Raw genomic sequence first — 15,369 nt, 5'->3', positions numbered from 1 at the left:
AGTCAGTTTGTGGTATTGGACCAAGCCCTTACGGATCTTTTGATTGGATGAAAGGACTCTGGGCAGGTTTGGCTGAAAGAAGACGCAAATAAAACTTAAAAGGATCAACTATGAAAAGGAAAGAAACGAAATTTTATCTAGGGACCATTTTGGTGCTTGTGTCCTATTACTTGATTTTTAATCTTGTAGCAAAATTAGATTCAGTGAACCGGTTATCCGATTTTGGATTTTATGGGATTCAAATTTTACTTATAGTAATTGAGGGAATTACTGCTACTATGGTTCTTGTCAAGAGTCAACGTTGGAAAGATTATGGTCGCTTCGAGTTTCGTTGGCCCTATCTAGTTATCTTCTTTCTTTCCTTTATATTGATGTTTTTGTGGGTAAATATAACGACTCAGATCTTCCCCAGTACGCAAAATGGGAGTGCAATAGTGAAAGAAGCAGCTAATTTGACAGGAATTAGTTACTTTGTAACGCGCATTCTCTATGGCAGTCTCATTGCTCCGATAGTTGAAGAATTGGTCTTTCGTGGGCTTCTGATGACAGCACTATCTAAATTGAAAAAGTACTATATAGATGTCATCGTTTCCTCCACTCTCTTTAGTCTCATTCATGTTTTGCAGTATGGATGGGTGTTAACAGACTTCATCATTTATGCTGGAGCAGGTCTGCTACTCTGTATATTTTTTCGTTATACACGTTCAGTTTATTGGTCAATAGCACTTCACATCTTGTGGAATAGCTTCTTAATCATTGTCAGTTTACTGGTGTTTGGGTATTAGATTTAGCAGCAATTTTTACATCACATAGATAAGGCTGGCGCTCCAGTCTTTTTCTTTATCTAAAATATCTAATAATAGTCCTTGTTCAATTCCTTGTTACCTTAAATGAAAAAGTAATTTTAGAATCTAACCACGGAATCCGACTCTATCAAAGTTTGTCAATCATAGAGTTTTTTTGTATAGTAGAAATATGAAATTTACAAAAATAATCAGTAGTTTGCTTGCTCTTGGAGCTTTACTCATTCCTTTATCAGCTTGCCAGAATATCAAAAAGACACAACTGGTCTTGTTTGAATCTATTTCTTTCGGCATGTCTCCTAAATCTTTTGAAGAAAGATTGGGAAAGGCTAGCGAGGTAGAGGAAGAAGAGGAAACGGCCTATCGTGATACTTGGCGTGCAGAAGACCCATATTTCTATAAAACAGGTCGCCTTTTCTATCACTATGAGCAGATTACTTTGAAAGGCTATACTGGTCGAGCAACCTTTACATTTTCAAAATCGCATCGTTTGGAAGAAGCGACAGTTCATATTCCTGTAACTTCAAAGGTGGAGCAGAAAGTAGTGCTTAACAATCTATCCCAGGCTGTAAAAAAAGAACTGGAAGAACTCCCAGATTACCAGTCCATGACAACTGATACAGTAGGCCTCTATGATGACGGTTATCGCTACAAGGTCAAGTTGAAGGGACAACAGTGGGAACTCTGGGTGGATGTCTATCCAACAGAAAATAAATATGCTACAAACACAGAAATCGATAAGTATACTATCCGAGTGGATCAATTTCTCATGTATCCATGATGCTTCCTATTCAGCACTTTTTGCTGGCACTTAGTTTCGATTCCAAAACTTTTTTCTCTTCTTTGAATATGTTATAATAGTCCGTGCTGTGGCTGTGATGATGAACAGCCTCAATTGGAGAGAATATGAGGAGAAGGATGAAAGAAAAAGGATTTTGGGAAGGTGTACAGGCAGCCATGCCGACTGCCCTTGGCTATGTCAGCATTGGTCTGGCTTGTGGGATTATCGGCGCGCCCTATGTGACACCTGTTGAGATGGGCTTGATGAGCCTCTTTGTTTATGCTGGGAGTGCCCAGTTTGCCATGTTGGCATTGATTGCGGCCCAAGCGCCTGTGGCAGCCATTGCTATGACAGTCTTTTTGATCAACTTGCGACTCTTTTTGCTGAGTTTGCATGCGTCGACCTATTTCCGTCATACTAGTCTCTGGCAAAATATTGGTATGTCAAGTCTCTTGACAGATGAGACCTACGGGGTTTTGATGGGAGAATTGGCCCATACAGACAAGGTCCATCCCATGTGGATGCACGGGAACAATCTCAATAGTTATGTAGCCTGGTTTATTGGGACAGTTGCGGGGACAGCTTTAGGTGGCCTTCTTCCAAATCCTGAGGTTTTTGGATTAGACTTTGCCCTTGTCGGGATGTTTATTGGGATTTTTACTTCGCAATTTCAGATTATGCAAAGACGGGTTCCTGTACGGAATCTGCTGCTGATCCTAGCAGTTGTTGCAGTGTCCTTCTTTTTGCTCTTGACAGTAGTGTCTCAGTCGCTAGCTGTTCTGTTTGCGACCTTGCTAGGTTGTACCATGGGGGTGGTCTTAGATGGTCAGTAAGTATATTTTAATGGCAATCGTCTTTTCTGGATTAGTGACTTGGATTCCCCGTATGATTCCCTTCATCTTGGTTAAGTACAAGGGATTGCCAGCTATCGTCGAGCGGTTTTTGAAGTTCTTGCCTGTTTCTATTATCTTTGCCTTGATTCTTTCAAGCGTAGTGACCGGCAAGGTTGGGAGCCTTCCTCAGATCAAATGGCTGGACCTTTTAGCAGTCTTTCCAACGGCTTGGGTAGCCTTTCGCTACCGCAATCTAGTGGGTACGGTTCTTTTTGGAGTGGTCTTGGTTGCAGTCTTGCGTCTGGTCTTTTAGTCAGCCATAAGAAAAACCTATCACCGAGATAGAAATCATATAATGGCAGAAATTCTCTTTTTTTGTTATGATAGAAAAATAATATTTTGGAGGAAATAGAAATGAAGAAATCAATCCGCTATTCAGCCCTTGCGGCACTAGGACTTGTAGCAGCAGGAGTGCTTGCAGCATGTTCAACTAGCGAAAAGAAGGACACTGCTTCATCTAGCCAAGCAGCAAAAACAGAAGTGGTTGTCGCAACCAATGCTTCACCAAAACCATTTAACTATGAAGAAAATGGTGAGTTAACTGGTTACGAAATCGAAGTTATCCGTGCCATCTTTAAAGACTCAGACAAGTATGAAGTCAAGTTTGAAAAAACTGAATGGTCTGGAATCTTTGCGGGACTAGATGCGGACCGCTACCAAATGGCTGTTAACAACATTAGCTACACCAAAGAGCGTGCTGAGAAGTACCTCTATGCAGCGCCAACAGCTGTCAATCCAAACGTTCTTGTTGCCCACAAAGATGATAACAGCATTAACTCTTTGGATGACATTGGTGGAAAAACAACAGAAGTGGTTCAAGGAACGACAACTGCGAAGCAATTGGAAGACTACAATGCCCAGCATGCAGACAATCCAACTGTGATCAACTACACCAAGGCTGACTTCCAACAAACCATGAGACGGTTGGCAGACGGACAAGCAGACTACAAGATCTTCGACAAGATTGGGGTAGAAACAGTTATCCGTAACCAAAGTTTGGACAACTTGAAAGTTATCGAACTTCCAAGCGACCAACAACCATACGTATACCCACTTCTTGCCAAAGGTCAAGATGAGTTGAAATCATTTGTGGACAAACGTATCCAAGAACTCTACAAAGACGGAACTCTTGAAAAATTATCTAAACAGTTCTTCGGGGATACTTATCTACCAGCAGAAGCTGATATTAAATAAGAAGTTGAAATCATCCAGTCTGAGAAAGACGGATGATTTCTCAATTTTTAGACATATAGTTTTAAACTATATATCTGACTATCTAATAACAATTTGTGAAATCAAACAAATTGTGAGATACTAGTACGGTATTATTTTTAAAGGAGACATTCACATGAAATTAAAAAAATGGATCGGCTTGGTAGCTGTAGCAACTCTTGCAGGACTTGCTCTTGCCGCTTGTGGAAATTCAGAAAAGAAAGCAGACAACGAAACAGTTGTCAAAATTGCGACAGTCAACCGGAGCGGTTCTGAAGAAAAACGTTGGGACAAGGTCCAAGAATTGGTTCAAAAAGACGGAATCAAGTTGGAATTTACTGAGTTTACAGATTACTCTCAACCAAACAAGGCAACTGCTGATGGCGAAGTAGACTTGAACGCTTTCCAACACTACAACTTCCTCAACAACTGGAACAAGGAAAATGGGAAAGATTTGGTGGCTATTGCGGATACCTATATCTCTCCAATCCGTCTCTACTCAGGAACCAATGGTAGTGAAAACAAATATACCAGCGTAGACCAAATCCCAGCTAACGGTGAAATCGCCGTACCAAATGATGCAACTAATGAAAGCCGTGCCCTTTACTTGCTTCAATCAGCTGGTTTGATCAAATTGGATGTTTCTGGAACTGCACTTGCAACAGTTGCTAACATCACAGAAAATCCAAAGAACTTGAAGATTACTGAATTGGATGCTAGCCAAACAGCTCGTTCATTGTCATCAGTTGATGCTGCTGTTGTAAACAATACCTTCGTAACAGAAGCAAAATTGGACTACAAAAAAGCTCTTTACAAAGAACAAGCAGATGAAAACTCAAAACAATGGTATAATATCATCGTTGCGAAAAAAGATTGGGAAAGCTCACCCAAAGCAGACGCAATTAAGAAAATTATCGCAGCTTACCATACAGATGATGTGAAAAAAGTTATCGAAGAAACTTCAGACGGTTTGGATCAACCAGTTTGGTAATCAGATATAGGGAGGTGGGAGAGCGATTTTCCACCTCTTGCTTTGTCTAGGGCTTGAATGGAGAAAGGGACAAAAGACAATCGTAGAAAGGTAAGAAGAAAATGGCTTTTTCGAGTGAACAAGAACAGATTGAAAAATTTGAAAAGGATCAGGTAGCGCAGCATTATTTTGAGGTCTTGCGGACTTTGATTTCCAAGAAATCCGTCTTTGCTCAGCAGGTTGGGCTCAAGGAAGTCGCAAACTATCTGGGTGAGATTTTCAAGCGTGTAGGGGCTGAAGTGGAGATTGATGAGAGCTACACGGCTCCCTTTGTCATGGCGCATTTCAAGAGTTCGCGTCCAGATGCCAAGACCTTGATCTTCTATAACCACTATGACACTGTGCCAGCTGATGGAGACCAAGTTTGGACGGGGGAACCTTTTATCCTATCTGTACGTGATGGCATTATGTATGGACGTGGTGTCGATGATGACAAGGGGCATATTACGGCCCGCCTCAGTGCGGTCAGAAAATACCTGCAAGCTCATGATGACCTGCCTGTCAATATCAGTTTTATCATGGAGGGGGCGGAGGAATCTGCTTCGACAGACCTAGATAAATATCTAGAAAAGCATGCGGACAAACTCCGTGGAGCTGATTTATTGGTCTGGGAACAGGGGACAAAAAATGCCTTGGACCAGTTAGAAATCTCTGGTGGAAACAAGGGGATTGTGACCTTTGATGCCAGAGTCAAGAGTGCGGATGTGGATATCCACTCGAGTTATGGCGGAGTTGTGGAGTCAGCGCCGTGGTATCTTATCCAGGCCTTAAGTAGTCTGCGAGCTGCTGATGGACGTATCTTGGTAGAAGGCTTGTACGAGGATGTTCAAGAACCCAATGAGCGTGAACTGGACTTGGTGGACACCTATGCCCAGCGCAATCCAGAGGAAATCAGCCGTATTTACGGTTTGGAATTACCTCTCTTACAAGAGGACCGCACAGCCTTTCTCAAACGGTTCTTTTTCGAGCCAGCCATTAATATCGAAGGGATTCAGTCGGGTTATCAAGGGCAAGGGGTTAAAACGATTTTGCCAGCAGAAGCTAGTGCTAAGCTTGAGGTTCGTTTGGTTCCGGGCTTAGAACCGCATGCTGTTCTGGAAAAAATTCGGAAACAGCTAGACAAAAATGGCTTTGATAAGGTAGAATTATACTATACTTTGGGTGAGATGAGTTACCGGAGCGATATGAGTGCTCCCTCCATACTCAATGTCATTGAGCTTGCAAAAGGCTTTTATCCACAAGGTGTGTCAGTTTTGCCAACAACAGCTGGAACGGGTCCCATGCATACAGTCTTTGAAGCCTTGGAAGTTCCGATTGCTGCCTTTGGTCTGGGCAATGCTAATAGCCGAGACCACGGGGGTGATGAAAATGTGCGAATCGCCGATTACTACACCCATATTGAATTAGTAGAGGAGCTGATTAGAAGTTATGAGTAGAGATATTATTAAGTTAGATCAGATTGATGTGACTTTTCACCAGAAGAAGAGAACCATCACAGCGGTCAAAGATGTGACCATTCACATCCAAGAAGGGGATATCTACGGAATCGTTGGGTATTCTGGAGCGGGGAAATCCACTCTTGTACGGGTGATTAACCTCTTGCAAAAGCCATCTGCTGGGAAAATTACCATTGATAACGACGTCATTTTTGATGGTAAGGTGACCTTGACAGCAGAGCAGTTGCGTCGTAAGCGTCAAGACATTGGAATGATTTTCCAGCACTTTAACCTCATGAGTCAAAAGACAGCAGAGGAGAATGTGGCTTTTGCCCTCAAACATTCTGGACTCAGCAAGGAAGAAAAGAAAGCTAAAGTTGCTAAGTTGTTGGACTTGGTTGGCTTGGCAGATCGTGCTGAAAACTACCCTTCACAACTATCTGGAGGGCAAAAACAGCGTGTGGCTATTGCGCGTGCCTTGGCCAATGATCCAAAAATCTTAATTTCAGATGAGTCAACGTCTGCCCTTGACCCTAAGACAACCAAGCAGATTTTGGCCTTGTTGCAAGATTTGAACCAAAAATTAGGTTTGACCGTTGTTTTGATTACGCATGAGATGCAGATTGTCAAAGACATTGCTAATCGTGTAGCAGTCATGCAGGATGGTCGTTTGATTGAAGAGGGCAGTGTCCTTGAAATCTTCTCAGATCCTAAACAACCTTTGACACAGGACTTTATCTCAACAGCAACAGGAATTGATGAAGCCATGGTCAAGATTGAGAAGCAAGAAATCGTGGAAAATCTGTCTGAAAACAGTCTCTTGGTGCAACTCAAGTACGCTGGAGCTTCAACAGATGAGCCGCTTTTGAATGAATTGTACAAGCATTACCAAGTAACGGCTAATATCCTCTATGGGAATATCGAGATCCTCGATGGCACTCCTGTTGGAGAATTGGTTGTAGTCTTGTCAGGTGAAAAAGCAGCGCTAGCAGGTGCCCAAGAAGCCATTCGTCAAGCAGGCGTACAGCTAAAAGTATTGAAGGGAGGACAGTAAGATGGAATCATTGATTCAAACCTATTTACCAAATGTCTATAAAATGGGCTGGGCTGGTCAAGCAGGCTGGGGAACAGCCATCTACTTAACCCTCTATATGACAGTTCTTTCCTTCATCATCGGAGGGTTCTTGGGACTGGTAGCAGGTCTCTTTCTAGTCTTGACTGCTCCCGGTGGTGTCTTGGAAAATAAGGTTGTCTTCTGGATTTTGGATAAGATCACCTCTATTTTCCGTGCGGTACCCTTCATTATTCTCTTGGCAGTTTTGTCACCATTTTCACACTTAATTGTGGGAACGAGTATTGGTCCTAACGCCGCTATTGTGCCTTTATCCTTTGCGGTCTTTGCCTTTTTTGCCCGTCAGGTGCAGGTGGTCTTGGCTGAACTGGATGGCGGTGTCATTGAGGCGGCTCAAGCAAGCGGAGCGACCTTCTGGGACATTGTGGGTGTTTACCTATCAGAAGGTCTTCCAGATTTGATTCGCGTGACGACTGTGACTTTGATTTCCCTTGTTGGGGAAACAGCTATGGCAGGAGCAGTTGGTGCAGGTGGTATCGGTAACGTAGCCATCGCCTATGGATTTAACCGCTACAATCACGATGTGACCATCTTGGCGACTATCATTATCATTTTGATTATCTTTACAATCCAGTTCTTGGGAGATTTCTTGACCAAGAAATTGAGTCATAAATAAAAAGAGCTGTGTGGCTCTTTTTTTAGTGTTCAGATTTTGTGTGAAAATTTTTTACTAATGGTCTGTCCAATCACAGCACCCATCACAGCACCAAGGAGAATACTTGTGACAAAGAGAAAAATCTTGTCTAGCTCTGGAACGACCATGATACGGTCGATGTATTCTTGGGACTTTCCACGCGCGAGTAAGGTGGCCACGTAAGCTTTGGGACGGATCCACATGAGGAGGATGGGGCCACTTGTGCTGAAAGCAAAGACGAGGAAGGATAGGGTGTTTTTGATTCGATCTTTATAGTTGCCGAGATGAGCGATGGCATCTGCTGCAAGACCACAGGCGAGTCCTGGGAGAAAGGCACCAGCGCCATGCTTGCTAGCCAGGAAGAAAAGTGCCATAAAAAGTCCTAGAGTGGTGATAGCGCCAAAACGAGGGACCTTCGTCAAAAGAAGCATGTAGACACTGCCACCGACAAGGGCAGAAAAGGCCGGCGCGTAGAACATATTGCCTGTTTGATCGACCAGGTGTCCTAGGAAGACTCCAATCCCTACACAGAGAAAGTAGAGGACGGCGGCCAAGAGGGTGGTTAAGATATTTTTCTTCATGAGAATCTCCTTGATGCGAATTAACAAAACCAATTGTATCACGCTTTTTGAGGATTGTAAATGGAAACGCTATATTTTTGAAAACGTTTGAAATATGATATAATAGTTACATCGTTAGTTTAAGGAGAGTAGCATGGGAAAATTTCTAGAATTCGTCTTTAATCGTATCTTTTTGGGAATGATGGCGACGGCTTGTTTTTGGCTATTAACACTAGCAGGAGGAGTGGTCTTTGGTTTGGCCCCAGCTAGTGCAACTCTTATGAGTTTGTATGCGGAGCATGGCTATACCTATCGAGCCTATCATTTGAAGGAAGCTTGGGAATTGTATAAGAGCAATTTTGTCAAGAGCAATCTGGCTTTCTATAGTTTTGTATTTGTGGATCTTGTCTTAGTTTATGGTTTGTATCTTCTAGTTCAATTGCCCCACCAGACGATTTTCCACCTCGTGGCCACCTTTCTCAATGTCCTTGTAGTTGCTCTTGTCTTTCTAGCCTATACTGTTTCCTTGAAACTTCAGGTGTACTTTGATTTATCCTACCAAAATACTTTGAAACTGTCCCTTATCGGGATTTTCATGAGCTTACCTGCAATTGCCAAGGTTTTACTCGGGTCTGCTCTCCTTGTAGGAGTTGGTTATTATATGCCTGCCTTGCTCTTTTTTGTAGGAATTGGAATGTGGCATTTCTTTATCAGTGATATGTTGGAACCTATTTATGAAAGTATCCATGAAAAATTGGCGACAAAATAGAATGAAGCAGTTTTGGCTTCACTCTCTTTTACGGATTTATAGTTTGGTTATGATTGTGATTATTGTCAGTTTTGCGATTATGCTCTCGTATGCTGACTGGGATTCACGTGAGAAAGAGGCCCAACGGGTTGCAGAACGTGTGACCACTCGGACAGTAAGTGAAGTGGAATATTATCACAGAGAGTCAACCCAACTTGCTCAGTCTTTGGTTGAAAATCAGGCCCGCATCGAAGGGATTTACAAGTATTTCAGTCTCAGTACACCAGACTACTTCTATTGGCAATTAGAGCGTAAAACTTCGCCTTATATCTCGGTTTCCCTGTATGAAAATATTGATGATCTCTATGTTCGGAATGATTTTGTGACTGGAGTGGCTATTGTTCTTCAGGACTATAAGGAAGTGTATGTTTCGACTAGAGAAAAACGCAGTGGAGAGAAAGTTCCTGCGGAGGGTTTTAAGCCGACAGCCAATAGTTTTGCTATTCCTGTTTCCGATCCTGTGTCTGACAAGGATTTAGGAGTGATCTATATCTCCCTATCCCCAGATGTTTTACATGGCGCTATTGACAATACTCGGGGTCATATCCCAATGGCTGTAACAGTAACTTCGCCTTTTGAGACTGAGATGTTCCATATTGGGGAGAAGGTCTCAGCCGAGCGAGAAAACTGGTTTGTGGGTGTCACCTCTCATGGTTATCAGGTTCGAGTTGCTGTTCCTAAAAACTTTGTTCTTACAGGAACTTTGACGAGTTCTGCTGTCATTATTGGGCTAAGTATTCTCTTTATCATTATTTTGTACGTGACCCTTAGACAGACTTTTTCAAATTACCAAAAGCAGGTCGTAGACCTAGTAGATTCGATCGAGGTGATTGCTCAAGGAGAAGAAGGCCTTCGAATCGATACATCTGAAAAAGACCAAGAGTTGCTTCTCATTGCAGAAACAACCAATGATATGTTGGACCGCCTGGAAAAAAATATCCACGATATCTATCAACTAGAGCTCAGTCAAAAAGATGCTAATATGCGAGCCCTACAGGCTCAAATCAATCCTCACTTTATGTACAATACTCTGGAGTTTTTACGGATGTATGCCGTCATGCAAAGTCAGGATGAACTGGCAGATATTATCTATGAATTTAGTAGCTTGTTACGAAATAATATCTCCGACGAGCGAGAAACGACGTTGAAACAAGAGTTGGAATTTTGCCGAAAATATAGCTATCTCTGTATGGTACGTTATCCTAAATCAATTGCCTATGGTTTCAAGATTGCACCAGAATTGGAAGAAATGAGGATTCCAAAATTTACACTCCAACCATTAGTAGAAAACTACTTTGCCCATGGTGTTGACCATCGCAGAACGGATAATGTCATCAGTATCAAAGTCTTGAAGGGCCAAGAATTTGTTGAAATCCTAGTGGAAGACAATGGTCGTGGAATGTCCGCAGAGAAATTAGCTAGTCTGCAAGAAAAATTAGCTCAACGAAGTTTTGAACACGAAGCAAGCTATATCGGAGAACGACAATCAATTGGAATAGTCAATGTACACGAACGCTTTGTTCTTTATTTTGGAGAGCGTTACCAGATTAGTATAGAGTCTGTGGAACAAAAGGGCGTTCAATACCATATTACGATCCAGAATGAATAGAAAGAGTAAAAATGTATAAAGTTTTATTAGTAGACGATGAGTACATGGTGACAGAGGGGCTCAAGCGATTAATTCCTTTTGAAAAATGGGATATGGAAGTTGTTGCCACAGCTAATCACGCAGATGATGCTTTGGACTACGTTAAGGAAAATCCAGTGGATGTGGTCATTTCCGATGTCAATATGCCAGATAAGACCGGACTTGAGATGATTAGGGAAATGAAAGAGCTACTTCCAGATACCTATTATATCTTGCTGTCTGGTTATCAGGAGTTTGACTACGTCAAAAAAGCCATGAACCTTAGTGTCGTGGATTATCTGGTTAAGCCAGTAGATAAGGTAGAGTTGAGTAGTTTATTAGAGAAAATCGCAAGACAGCTCCATGAGAAGGAAGAAGAAAGTCAAGTTCTCAGTCAAGAACTGGATGAAGAAGGATTTATTAGCTTTTTAGCAGGTAAAAAAAATTGGTGGATTGGTCTTTCTAAGAAAAAGCAAGGTTCGTTCATTATACCGTACTATGTATTGGGACAGGATTGGCAGATTTTTATCTCCAATCAACCTCTAGATGGAATAATGGTAACAGCATTTGAAACTCCCTATCAGCAATCCTTTGAGAATTGGAAACTCAACGTAGAAAAATCCCTCTTCTATGGTTCTGTAAATATGGAAAAATCGGAGAGCCCATTTGCTTATTATGAACCGATTTATCGAGTGATTATCCAAGGAAATGTCAACCAAATCATAGAAGAGTTGACTATGCTGGAAAAAATTGTCTTAGAAAATACACCGCGAGTTGCTATTACCAAACAACTGTTCACCCAGTTTGTCATGGATGTCTTTCATCTATTTGAACATTTACAGGCAGACGATATGACAGAGATTGTCAAAATCATTCATGCGATTAGCTCCTTTGAAGAATTGGTTTCTTACACCAAAGATACCTTGACTAAATTCTTTGGCCAATATCGTATGAATGAAAACGTAGTGAGCGTTCTGGAGGTGATTGGGCGTGATTATCAGAAAGAGCTCTCGCTTAAGGATATTAGCAAGGATCTCTTTATCAATCCTGTCTATCTCGGTCAGCTGATCAAGAGGGAAACCAACTCCACCTTTGCAGAACTGCTCAATAAACAACGGATCAAGGCAGCACAACAGCTCTTACTTTCAACCAATGATAGTATTGAAGATATTTGCTATGCTGTTGGTTACAGCAATGTTGGATATTTTTATAAGGTTTTTCGCAAATTGTGTGGAAAATCACCTAAAGCTTATCGGAAACAAGTTGAAACCAGCTTGTAAAAGTTGTATTCCTGTACAAAAAATGCTATAATGTTCAAAATATCTTATGGAGGAAAACATGAAAAAGAATCCTATTTATCTTTGGGTCTTGTTAGTCCTATCAGCCCTCATTTCATCTATGTCATTATTTGGAATCTTGAGTCCATTGCCAAGTAAAGATGTGCTTCGTGCTAGCCTGGCGAATAGCGGGACGCTTACTGCTCAGCAATTAGAAGACACAGTCAACTATACTTACCAAGTAACAGCGTCATCGCACTCTATTTTTAATATGTTGTTGATTGTCTTATCTGCAATTTTAGTTGTAGTAGCTTTTGTATTTCTCGTACGTAAAAATGTGCAATTCGCAAACTATGCTTATATTGGCTATGTTCTACTAGCGATTGTTGGTTTGGTTTATAGCTATATGAACGTTCAAGATGCGGTTCAATTAATCAAAGATACTACTCTCGGCTTAGGAATGGGAGCATTGGCACAAGGAACGAATATTTTGTTCATCATCATCAACGTTCTCTTTTTAGCCTTAGTCTTTTACAAGATGTGGCGCCAACAAAAAGAATTGGCCGAAGAAGTCGAAGCAGAAGAAGTTGCCTAAGTATTGACAAAAAAGAACTATCAAGTTACAATTTTGGTAGTTCTTTTTATATCGTAAACATAAAAATCGAGGTCAATATGAAAAAAATATCCTTAGTGTATATCAGTCTGAGTGGGAATACAGAAAGTTTTGTAACCCGACTCAAGGACTATCTCTTGTCCCAGTACGAAGGGATTGAGGTCCAAAAAATCCATATCAAGGACCTAGTCAAGGAAGGTCAAGAATTCTTTGAAATGGAACATCCCTATATCGCTTTCTTGCCGACCTATCTGGAAGGTGGAAATGGTGTCGATAACGGCGATGTCGAGATTTTAACAACTCCACTGGGCGACTTTATCGCCTATGGGGACAATGCTAGTAAGTGTTTTGGGGTAGTCGGTTCTGGTAATCGTAATTTTAACAATCAATACTGCCTGACAGCCAAGCAGTATAGTCAGCGCTTTGGTTTCCCAGTTTTGGCTGACTTTGAAATGCGTGGTATGCTGGGAGATATTAAAAAGGTCGCAGCGATCATTGCAGATTTGTATGAGTTAGAAACAGAAAAATAAAGTAGTACTGAGGGGCAGTTGAGATTTTCAACTGCTTTTTGTGTATGCAAAATGCACCCTGTAAGGGTGCCATTTTATAAACTATCCTGCTTTTCCGATGGCAAGTGCATAGATAAAGAAAATAGCAAAGCCGAAGAGGAAAATCAATCCTGCGATAGCGAGGAGTTTTAGCCAAGAAGGAAGATTTTTATTTTCACGTGTCACTAAAACATAGTTCAAAAGAGCGAAGAATGGTGTTGTCAGGAAAGAACCGATCATGGCGAAGCGGAGCATGGTTGACACTTGACCAGCAAAGAACTTGATGATGATGATACCGATAATAGCTGTGAGGGTCATCCAGATGTTCAAAGATTTGCTATCATCCTCTTTTTGACTTAGCAAGAGTCGTAGGGAAACCTGATTAACGCGAGAATAGCCATCGATAACAGTAATGACTGTTCCAAAGATACAGAGAAAGGCGATGAAGGTGATCAAATAACGGGACCATTCCCCAAGAACAGAGGCATACATACCCACAAATTGAGAAATGTACTTGGCTGAAGCGGCTTCAACTGCTTGTCCTGTAGGATACTGAATAAGTGCTCCGAGTGCTACAAAGAATACAGCTAGGATAGCAGTTCCAATGTAACCAACGTTAAAGTCGAAAAGGGCGTCCTCTGTATTAAAGTTGACGGTCTTTTTCTTTTCAGCAGACCAGAGTGAGTTGATGGCTGAAATTTCAATAGGGGCAGGCATCCATCCTAGGAGGGAAACGATAAAAGGGAGGGCTGCCATTTGCCAAGGTGTCTTTTCGACAAAATCAGAGCTGTATTCTGGATGCTTAATTGTTGCAATGATAACTGCAAGAACTGTTGCAATGGTCAAAGCGGACATAATCCATTTTGCCATACCATCCAATAGTTTGTAGCCACCAAAGAGTAGCATGGCCCAAATGACTGCAACAAGGATAAGGGACCATTGAGTGATGCTAAGACCAATCATTGGAAAAGCGCTAGCGATGATAGCTGAGCAAAGGATAGCGACTCCAGCTGTATTGACCATAGCAGAGAAAACATTGAGGACAAAGAAAATCCAGAGATAGAGTTTTCCTTTTTCGGCATAACCTTCCACCAAGGTTTTGCCAGTGTCGGCAGTATATTCGGCACCAAAACGGAAAAATGGATATTTAAAAACATTGGCCAAGATAACCAAGAGGAGTAGTGCCCACCCATAAGAACCACCAGCTTGAGTAGAGGATACGATATGAGAACCTCCAACAGCAGCAGAAGCCATTAGGATTCCTGGTCCCATTGCCTTTAGTTTGCTTGCCCAGGTTGACTGGTTTGATAACGTAACTTGTGACATAATAAACGCTCCTATTTTTGAATTTTCAGAATAATCTGAATAGATAGCTACTATTCTACAAAAAACTTAAAAGAAATGCAAGAATATTTTGAAAAAAGTTGGAAAATCCTAAAAAAAATTCACAAAAATCATATGAAAATAACTGTAGCTGTTTCAAGGGGATGATGTTGACTAGGGCCAATAAAAATCCGAGAAGTTTTCTTCTCGGACTTTGGTCATTTTAATTGATCTGTGATGTCTTTTGATAGCAATATTCCTAGATGGTAAGTTTTATTGATATGTGCAATGACATCATTGATATTTTCAGTCGTGTGAATTTTCTCTTTGATATCAGACCTAAATTTCTCGTCCTTCAAGAGTTGCTCTTGGTAGAGTCTTTGAAGTCTTTCCTTCTCGTACTTATTGAGCAGAAAAAGGAAAATCAAGCTAATTACAACGAGGATATAAGCATATTGGCTCATAGGAAATCTCCCAGTGTGATAAATAAATAGTAGTGAATAGATCGAATTAGTGAAGCGCCAAGCCAAATCACTATAGTTACGACGTCATGGCCTCTAAATCGATTATATTTAGGGGCCATGACTAGTGAAGCAGTTAGCTAGACTGCATATAAGCGCCAAGCCAAAGTCCGAATAGGATTTGGCATTCGTTACTTAGACTACTTTACAATAAAGTGATTAAAAGATTAC

17 protein-coding genes are annotated in these 15,369 nt (G+C 41.4%); 14 read left to right on the top strand and 3 right to left on the bottom strand.

Annotated elements, in window-relative coordinates:
* The first annotated feature begins 110 nt into the window (after window positions 1-110).
* The 9 genes from SORDD15_RS08035 (at window position 111) to SORDD15_RS07995 (ending at window position 7,903) form a co-directional block, all read left to right on the top strand.
* Window positions 111-785: a CPBP family intramembrane glutamic endopeptidase gene (locus SORDD15_RS08035; RefSeq protein ID WP_061416176.1), complete on the top strand. Its 675-nt coding sequence runs from the start codon at window positions 111-113 to the stop codon at window positions 783-785.
* Between the two features lie 190 nt (window positions 786-975).
* Entirely contained in the window at window positions 976-1,584 is a 609-nt protein-coding gene (locus SORDD15_RS08030) for a hypothetical protein (protein ID WP_061416174.1), read from the top strand.
* 137 nt (window positions 1,585-1,721) lie between these two features.
* The gene (locus SORDD15_RS08025; RefSeq protein ID WP_081102401.1) at window positions 1,722-2,417 is read left to right on the top strand and encodes an AzlC family ABC transporter permease; all 696 of its coding nucleotides are present in this window, start codon (window positions 1,722-1,724) and stop codon (window positions 2,415-2,417) included.
* Window positions 2,407-2,730, top strand: a complete 324-nt coding sequence (locus SORDD15_RS08020) for an AzlD domain-containing protein (RefSeq protein ID WP_061416172.1) — start codon at window positions 2,407-2,409, stop codon at window positions 2,728-2,730. Before SORDD15_RS08025 ends, SORDD15_RS08020 begins: the two co-directional genes overlap by 11 nt.
* A 101-nt stretch (window positions 2,731-2,831) precedes the next feature.
* Window positions 2,832-3,671 (top strand): amino acid ABC transporter substrate-binding protein, encoded by an 840-nt coding sequence (locus tag SORDD15_RS08015; protein ID WP_061416170.1) that lies wholly within the window; start codon window positions 2,832-2,834, stop codon window positions 3,669-3,671.
* Window positions 3,672-3,825: 154 nt separating this feature from the next.
* On the top strand, window positions 3,826-4,680 hold the full coding sequence (locus SORDD15_RS08010) for a MetQ/NlpA family ABC transporter substrate-binding protein (protein ID WP_061416168.1): 855 nt from the start codon (window positions 3,826-3,828) through the stop codon (window positions 4,678-4,680).
* 101 nt (window positions 4,681-4,781) lie between these two features.
* Window positions 4,782-6,155 (top strand): M20 family metallopeptidase, encoded by a 1,374-nt coding sequence (locus tag SORDD15_RS08005; protein WP_061416166.1) that lies wholly within the window; start codon window positions 4,782-4,784, stop codon window positions 6,153-6,155.
* Entirely contained in the window at window positions 6,148-7,209 is a 1,062-nt protein-coding gene (locus tag SORDD15_RS08000; RefSeq protein ID WP_061416163.1) for a methionine ABC transporter ATP-binding protein, read from the top strand. Before SORDD15_RS08005 ends, SORDD15_RS08000 begins: the two co-directional genes overlap by 8 nt.
* Window position 7,210: 1 nt before the next feature.
* Window positions 7,211-7,903 carry a methionine ABC transporter permease gene (locus SORDD15_RS07995; RefSeq protein WP_000444649.1) on the top strand — a complete coding sequence of 231 codons (693 nt, stop codon included), beginning with the start codon at window positions 7,211-7,213 and terminating at the stop codon, window positions 7,901-7,903.
* Window positions 7,904-7,932: 29 nt separating this feature from the next.
* On the opposite strand, the gene SORDD15_RS07990 is transcribed toward SORDD15_RS07995, so the two are convergent.
* Complete coding sequence (locus SORDD15_RS07990; protein WP_061416161.1) at window positions 7,933-8,502, bottom strand: MptD family putative ECF transporter S component; 570 nt, start codon at window positions 8,500-8,502, stop codon at window positions 7,933-7,935.
* 133 nt (window positions 8,503-8,635) lie between these two features.
* On the opposite strand from SORDD15_RS07990, the gene SORDD15_RS07985 reads away from it, so the two are divergent.
* The 5 genes from SORDD15_RS07985 to nrdI all read left to right on the top strand — a co-directional run bounded on the left by SORDD15_RS07985 (window position 8,636) and on the right by nrdI (window position 13,336).
* Window positions 8,636-9,250 (top strand): YesL family protein, encoded by a 615-nt coding sequence (locus SORDD15_RS07985; RefSeq protein ID WP_061416159.1) that lies wholly within the window; start codon window positions 8,636-8,638, stop codon window positions 9,248-9,250.
* Entirely contained in the window at window positions 9,228-10,898 is a 1,671-nt protein-coding gene (locus tag SORDD15_RS07980) for a sensor histidine kinase (protein ID WP_081102412.1), read from the top strand. Before SORDD15_RS07985 ends, SORDD15_RS07980 begins: the two co-directional genes overlap by 23 nt.
* Before the next feature lie 11 nt (window positions 10,899-10,909).
* Window positions 10,910-12,196 carry a response regulator transcription factor gene (locus SORDD15_RS07975; protein ID WP_061416157.1) on the top strand — a complete coding sequence of 429 codons (1,287 nt, stop codon included), beginning with the start codon at window positions 10,910-10,912 and terminating at the stop codon, window positions 12,194-12,196.
* Between the two features lie 58 nt (window positions 12,197-12,254).
* Window positions 12,255-12,788: an ABC transporter permease gene (locus tag SORDD15_RS07970; RefSeq protein ID WP_061416155.1), complete on the top strand. Its 534-nt coding sequence runs from the start codon at window positions 12,255-12,257 to the stop codon at window positions 12,786-12,788.
* Window positions 12,789-12,865: 77 nt separating this feature from the next.
* Window positions 12,866-13,336, top strand: coding sequence for a class Ib ribonucleoside-diphosphate reductase assembly flavoprotein NrdI (nrdI, locus tag SORDD15_RS07965; RefSeq protein ID WP_007520838.1), 471 nt, complete (start codon window positions 12,866-12,868; stop codon window positions 13,334-13,336).
* A gap of 81 nt (window positions 13,337-13,417) precedes the next feature.
* On the opposite strand, the gene SORDD15_RS07960 is transcribed toward nrdI, so the two are convergent.
* Together SORDD15_RS07960 and SORDD15_RS07955 are read right to left on the bottom strand one after the other, a co-directional pair.
* Entirely contained in the window at window positions 13,418-14,680 is a 1,263-nt protein-coding gene (locus SORDD15_RS07960) for an NRAMP family divalent metal transporter (protein WP_061416153.1), read from the bottom strand.
* 215 nt (window positions 14,681-14,895) lie between these two features.
* Window positions 14,896-15,141: a hypothetical protein gene (locus SORDD15_RS07955; protein WP_061416151.1), complete on the bottom strand. Its 246-nt coding sequence runs from the start codon at window positions 15,139-15,141 to the stop codon at window positions 14,896-14,898.
* Window positions 15,142-15,369: the final 228 nt, after the last annotated feature.

Source organism: Streptococcus oralis, assembly GCF_001578935.1.
Classification (GTDB): domain Bacteria; phylum Bacillota; class Bacilli; order Lactobacillales; family Streptococcaceae; genus Streptococcus; species Streptococcus oralis_R.
This window is presented reverse-complemented; position numbering and strand designations above follow the sequence as displayed.

Bases quoted from the DNA above. Each gene is read 5' to 3' on its own strand.
- SORDD15_RS08035 (WP_061416176.1), top strand. From the start codon at position 111: ATGAAAAGGAAAGAAACGAAATTTTATCTAGGGACCATTTTGGTGCTT.
- SORDD15_RS08030 (WP_061416174.1), top strand. From the start codon at position 976: ATGAAATTTACAAAAATAATCAGTAGTTTGCTTGCTCTTGGAGCTTTA.
- SORDD15_RS08025 (WP_081102401.1), top strand. From the start codon at position 1,722: ATGAAAGAAAAAGGATTTTGGGAAGGTGTACAGGCAGCCATGCCGACT.
- SORDD15_RS08020 (WP_061416172.1), top strand. From the start codon at position 2,407: ATGGTCAGTAAGTATATTTTAATGGCAATCGTCTTTTCTGGATTAGTG.
- SORDD15_RS08015 (WP_061416170.1), top strand. From the start codon at position 2,832: ATGAAGAAATCAATCCGCTATTCAGCCCTTGCGGCACTAGGACTTGTA.
- SORDD15_RS08010 (WP_061416168.1), top strand. From the start codon at position 3,826: ATGAAATTAAAAAAATGGATCGGCTTGGTAGCTGTAGCAACTCTTGCA.
- SORDD15_RS08005 (WP_061416166.1), top strand. From the start codon at position 4,782: ATGGCTTTTTCGAGTGAACAAGAACAGATTGAAAAATTTGAAAAGGAT.
- SORDD15_RS08000 (WP_061416163.1), top strand. From the start codon at position 6,148: ATGAGTAGAGATATTATTAAGTTAGATCAGATTGATGTGACTTTTCAC.
- SORDD15_RS07995 (WP_000444649.1), top strand. From the start codon at position 7,211: ATGGAATCATTGATTCAAACCTATTTACCAAATGTCTATAAAATGGGC.
- SORDD15_RS07990 (WP_061416161.1), bottom strand. From the start codon at position 8,502: ATGAAGAAAAATATCTTAACCACCCTCTTGGCCGCCGTCCTCTACTTT.
- SORDD15_RS07985 (WP_061416159.1), top strand. From the start codon at position 8,636: ATGGGAAAATTTCTAGAATTCGTCTTTAATCGTATCTTTTTGGGAATG.
- SORDD15_RS07980 (WP_081102412.1), top strand. From the start codon at position 9,228: ATGAAAAATTGGCGACAAAATAGAATGAAGCAGTTTTGGCTTCACTCT.
- SORDD15_RS07975 (WP_061416157.1), top strand. From the start codon at position 10,910: ATGTATAAAGTTTTATTAGTAGACGATGAGTACATGGTGACAGAGGGG.
- SORDD15_RS07970 (WP_061416155.1), top strand. From the start codon at position 12,255: ATGAAAAAGAATCCTATTTATCTTTGGGTCTTGTTAGTCCTATCAGCC.
- nrdI (WP_007520838.1), top strand. From the start codon at position 12,866: ATGAAAAAAATATCCTTAGTGTATATCAGTCTGAGTGGGAATACAGAA.
- SORDD15_RS07960 (WP_061416153.1), bottom strand. From the start codon at position 14,680: ATGTCACAAGTTACGTTATCAAACCAGTCAACCTGGGCAAGCAAACTA.
- SORDD15_RS07955 (WP_061416151.1), bottom strand. From the start codon at position 15,141: ATGAGCCAATATGCTTATATCCTCGTTGTAATTAGCTTGATTTTCCTT.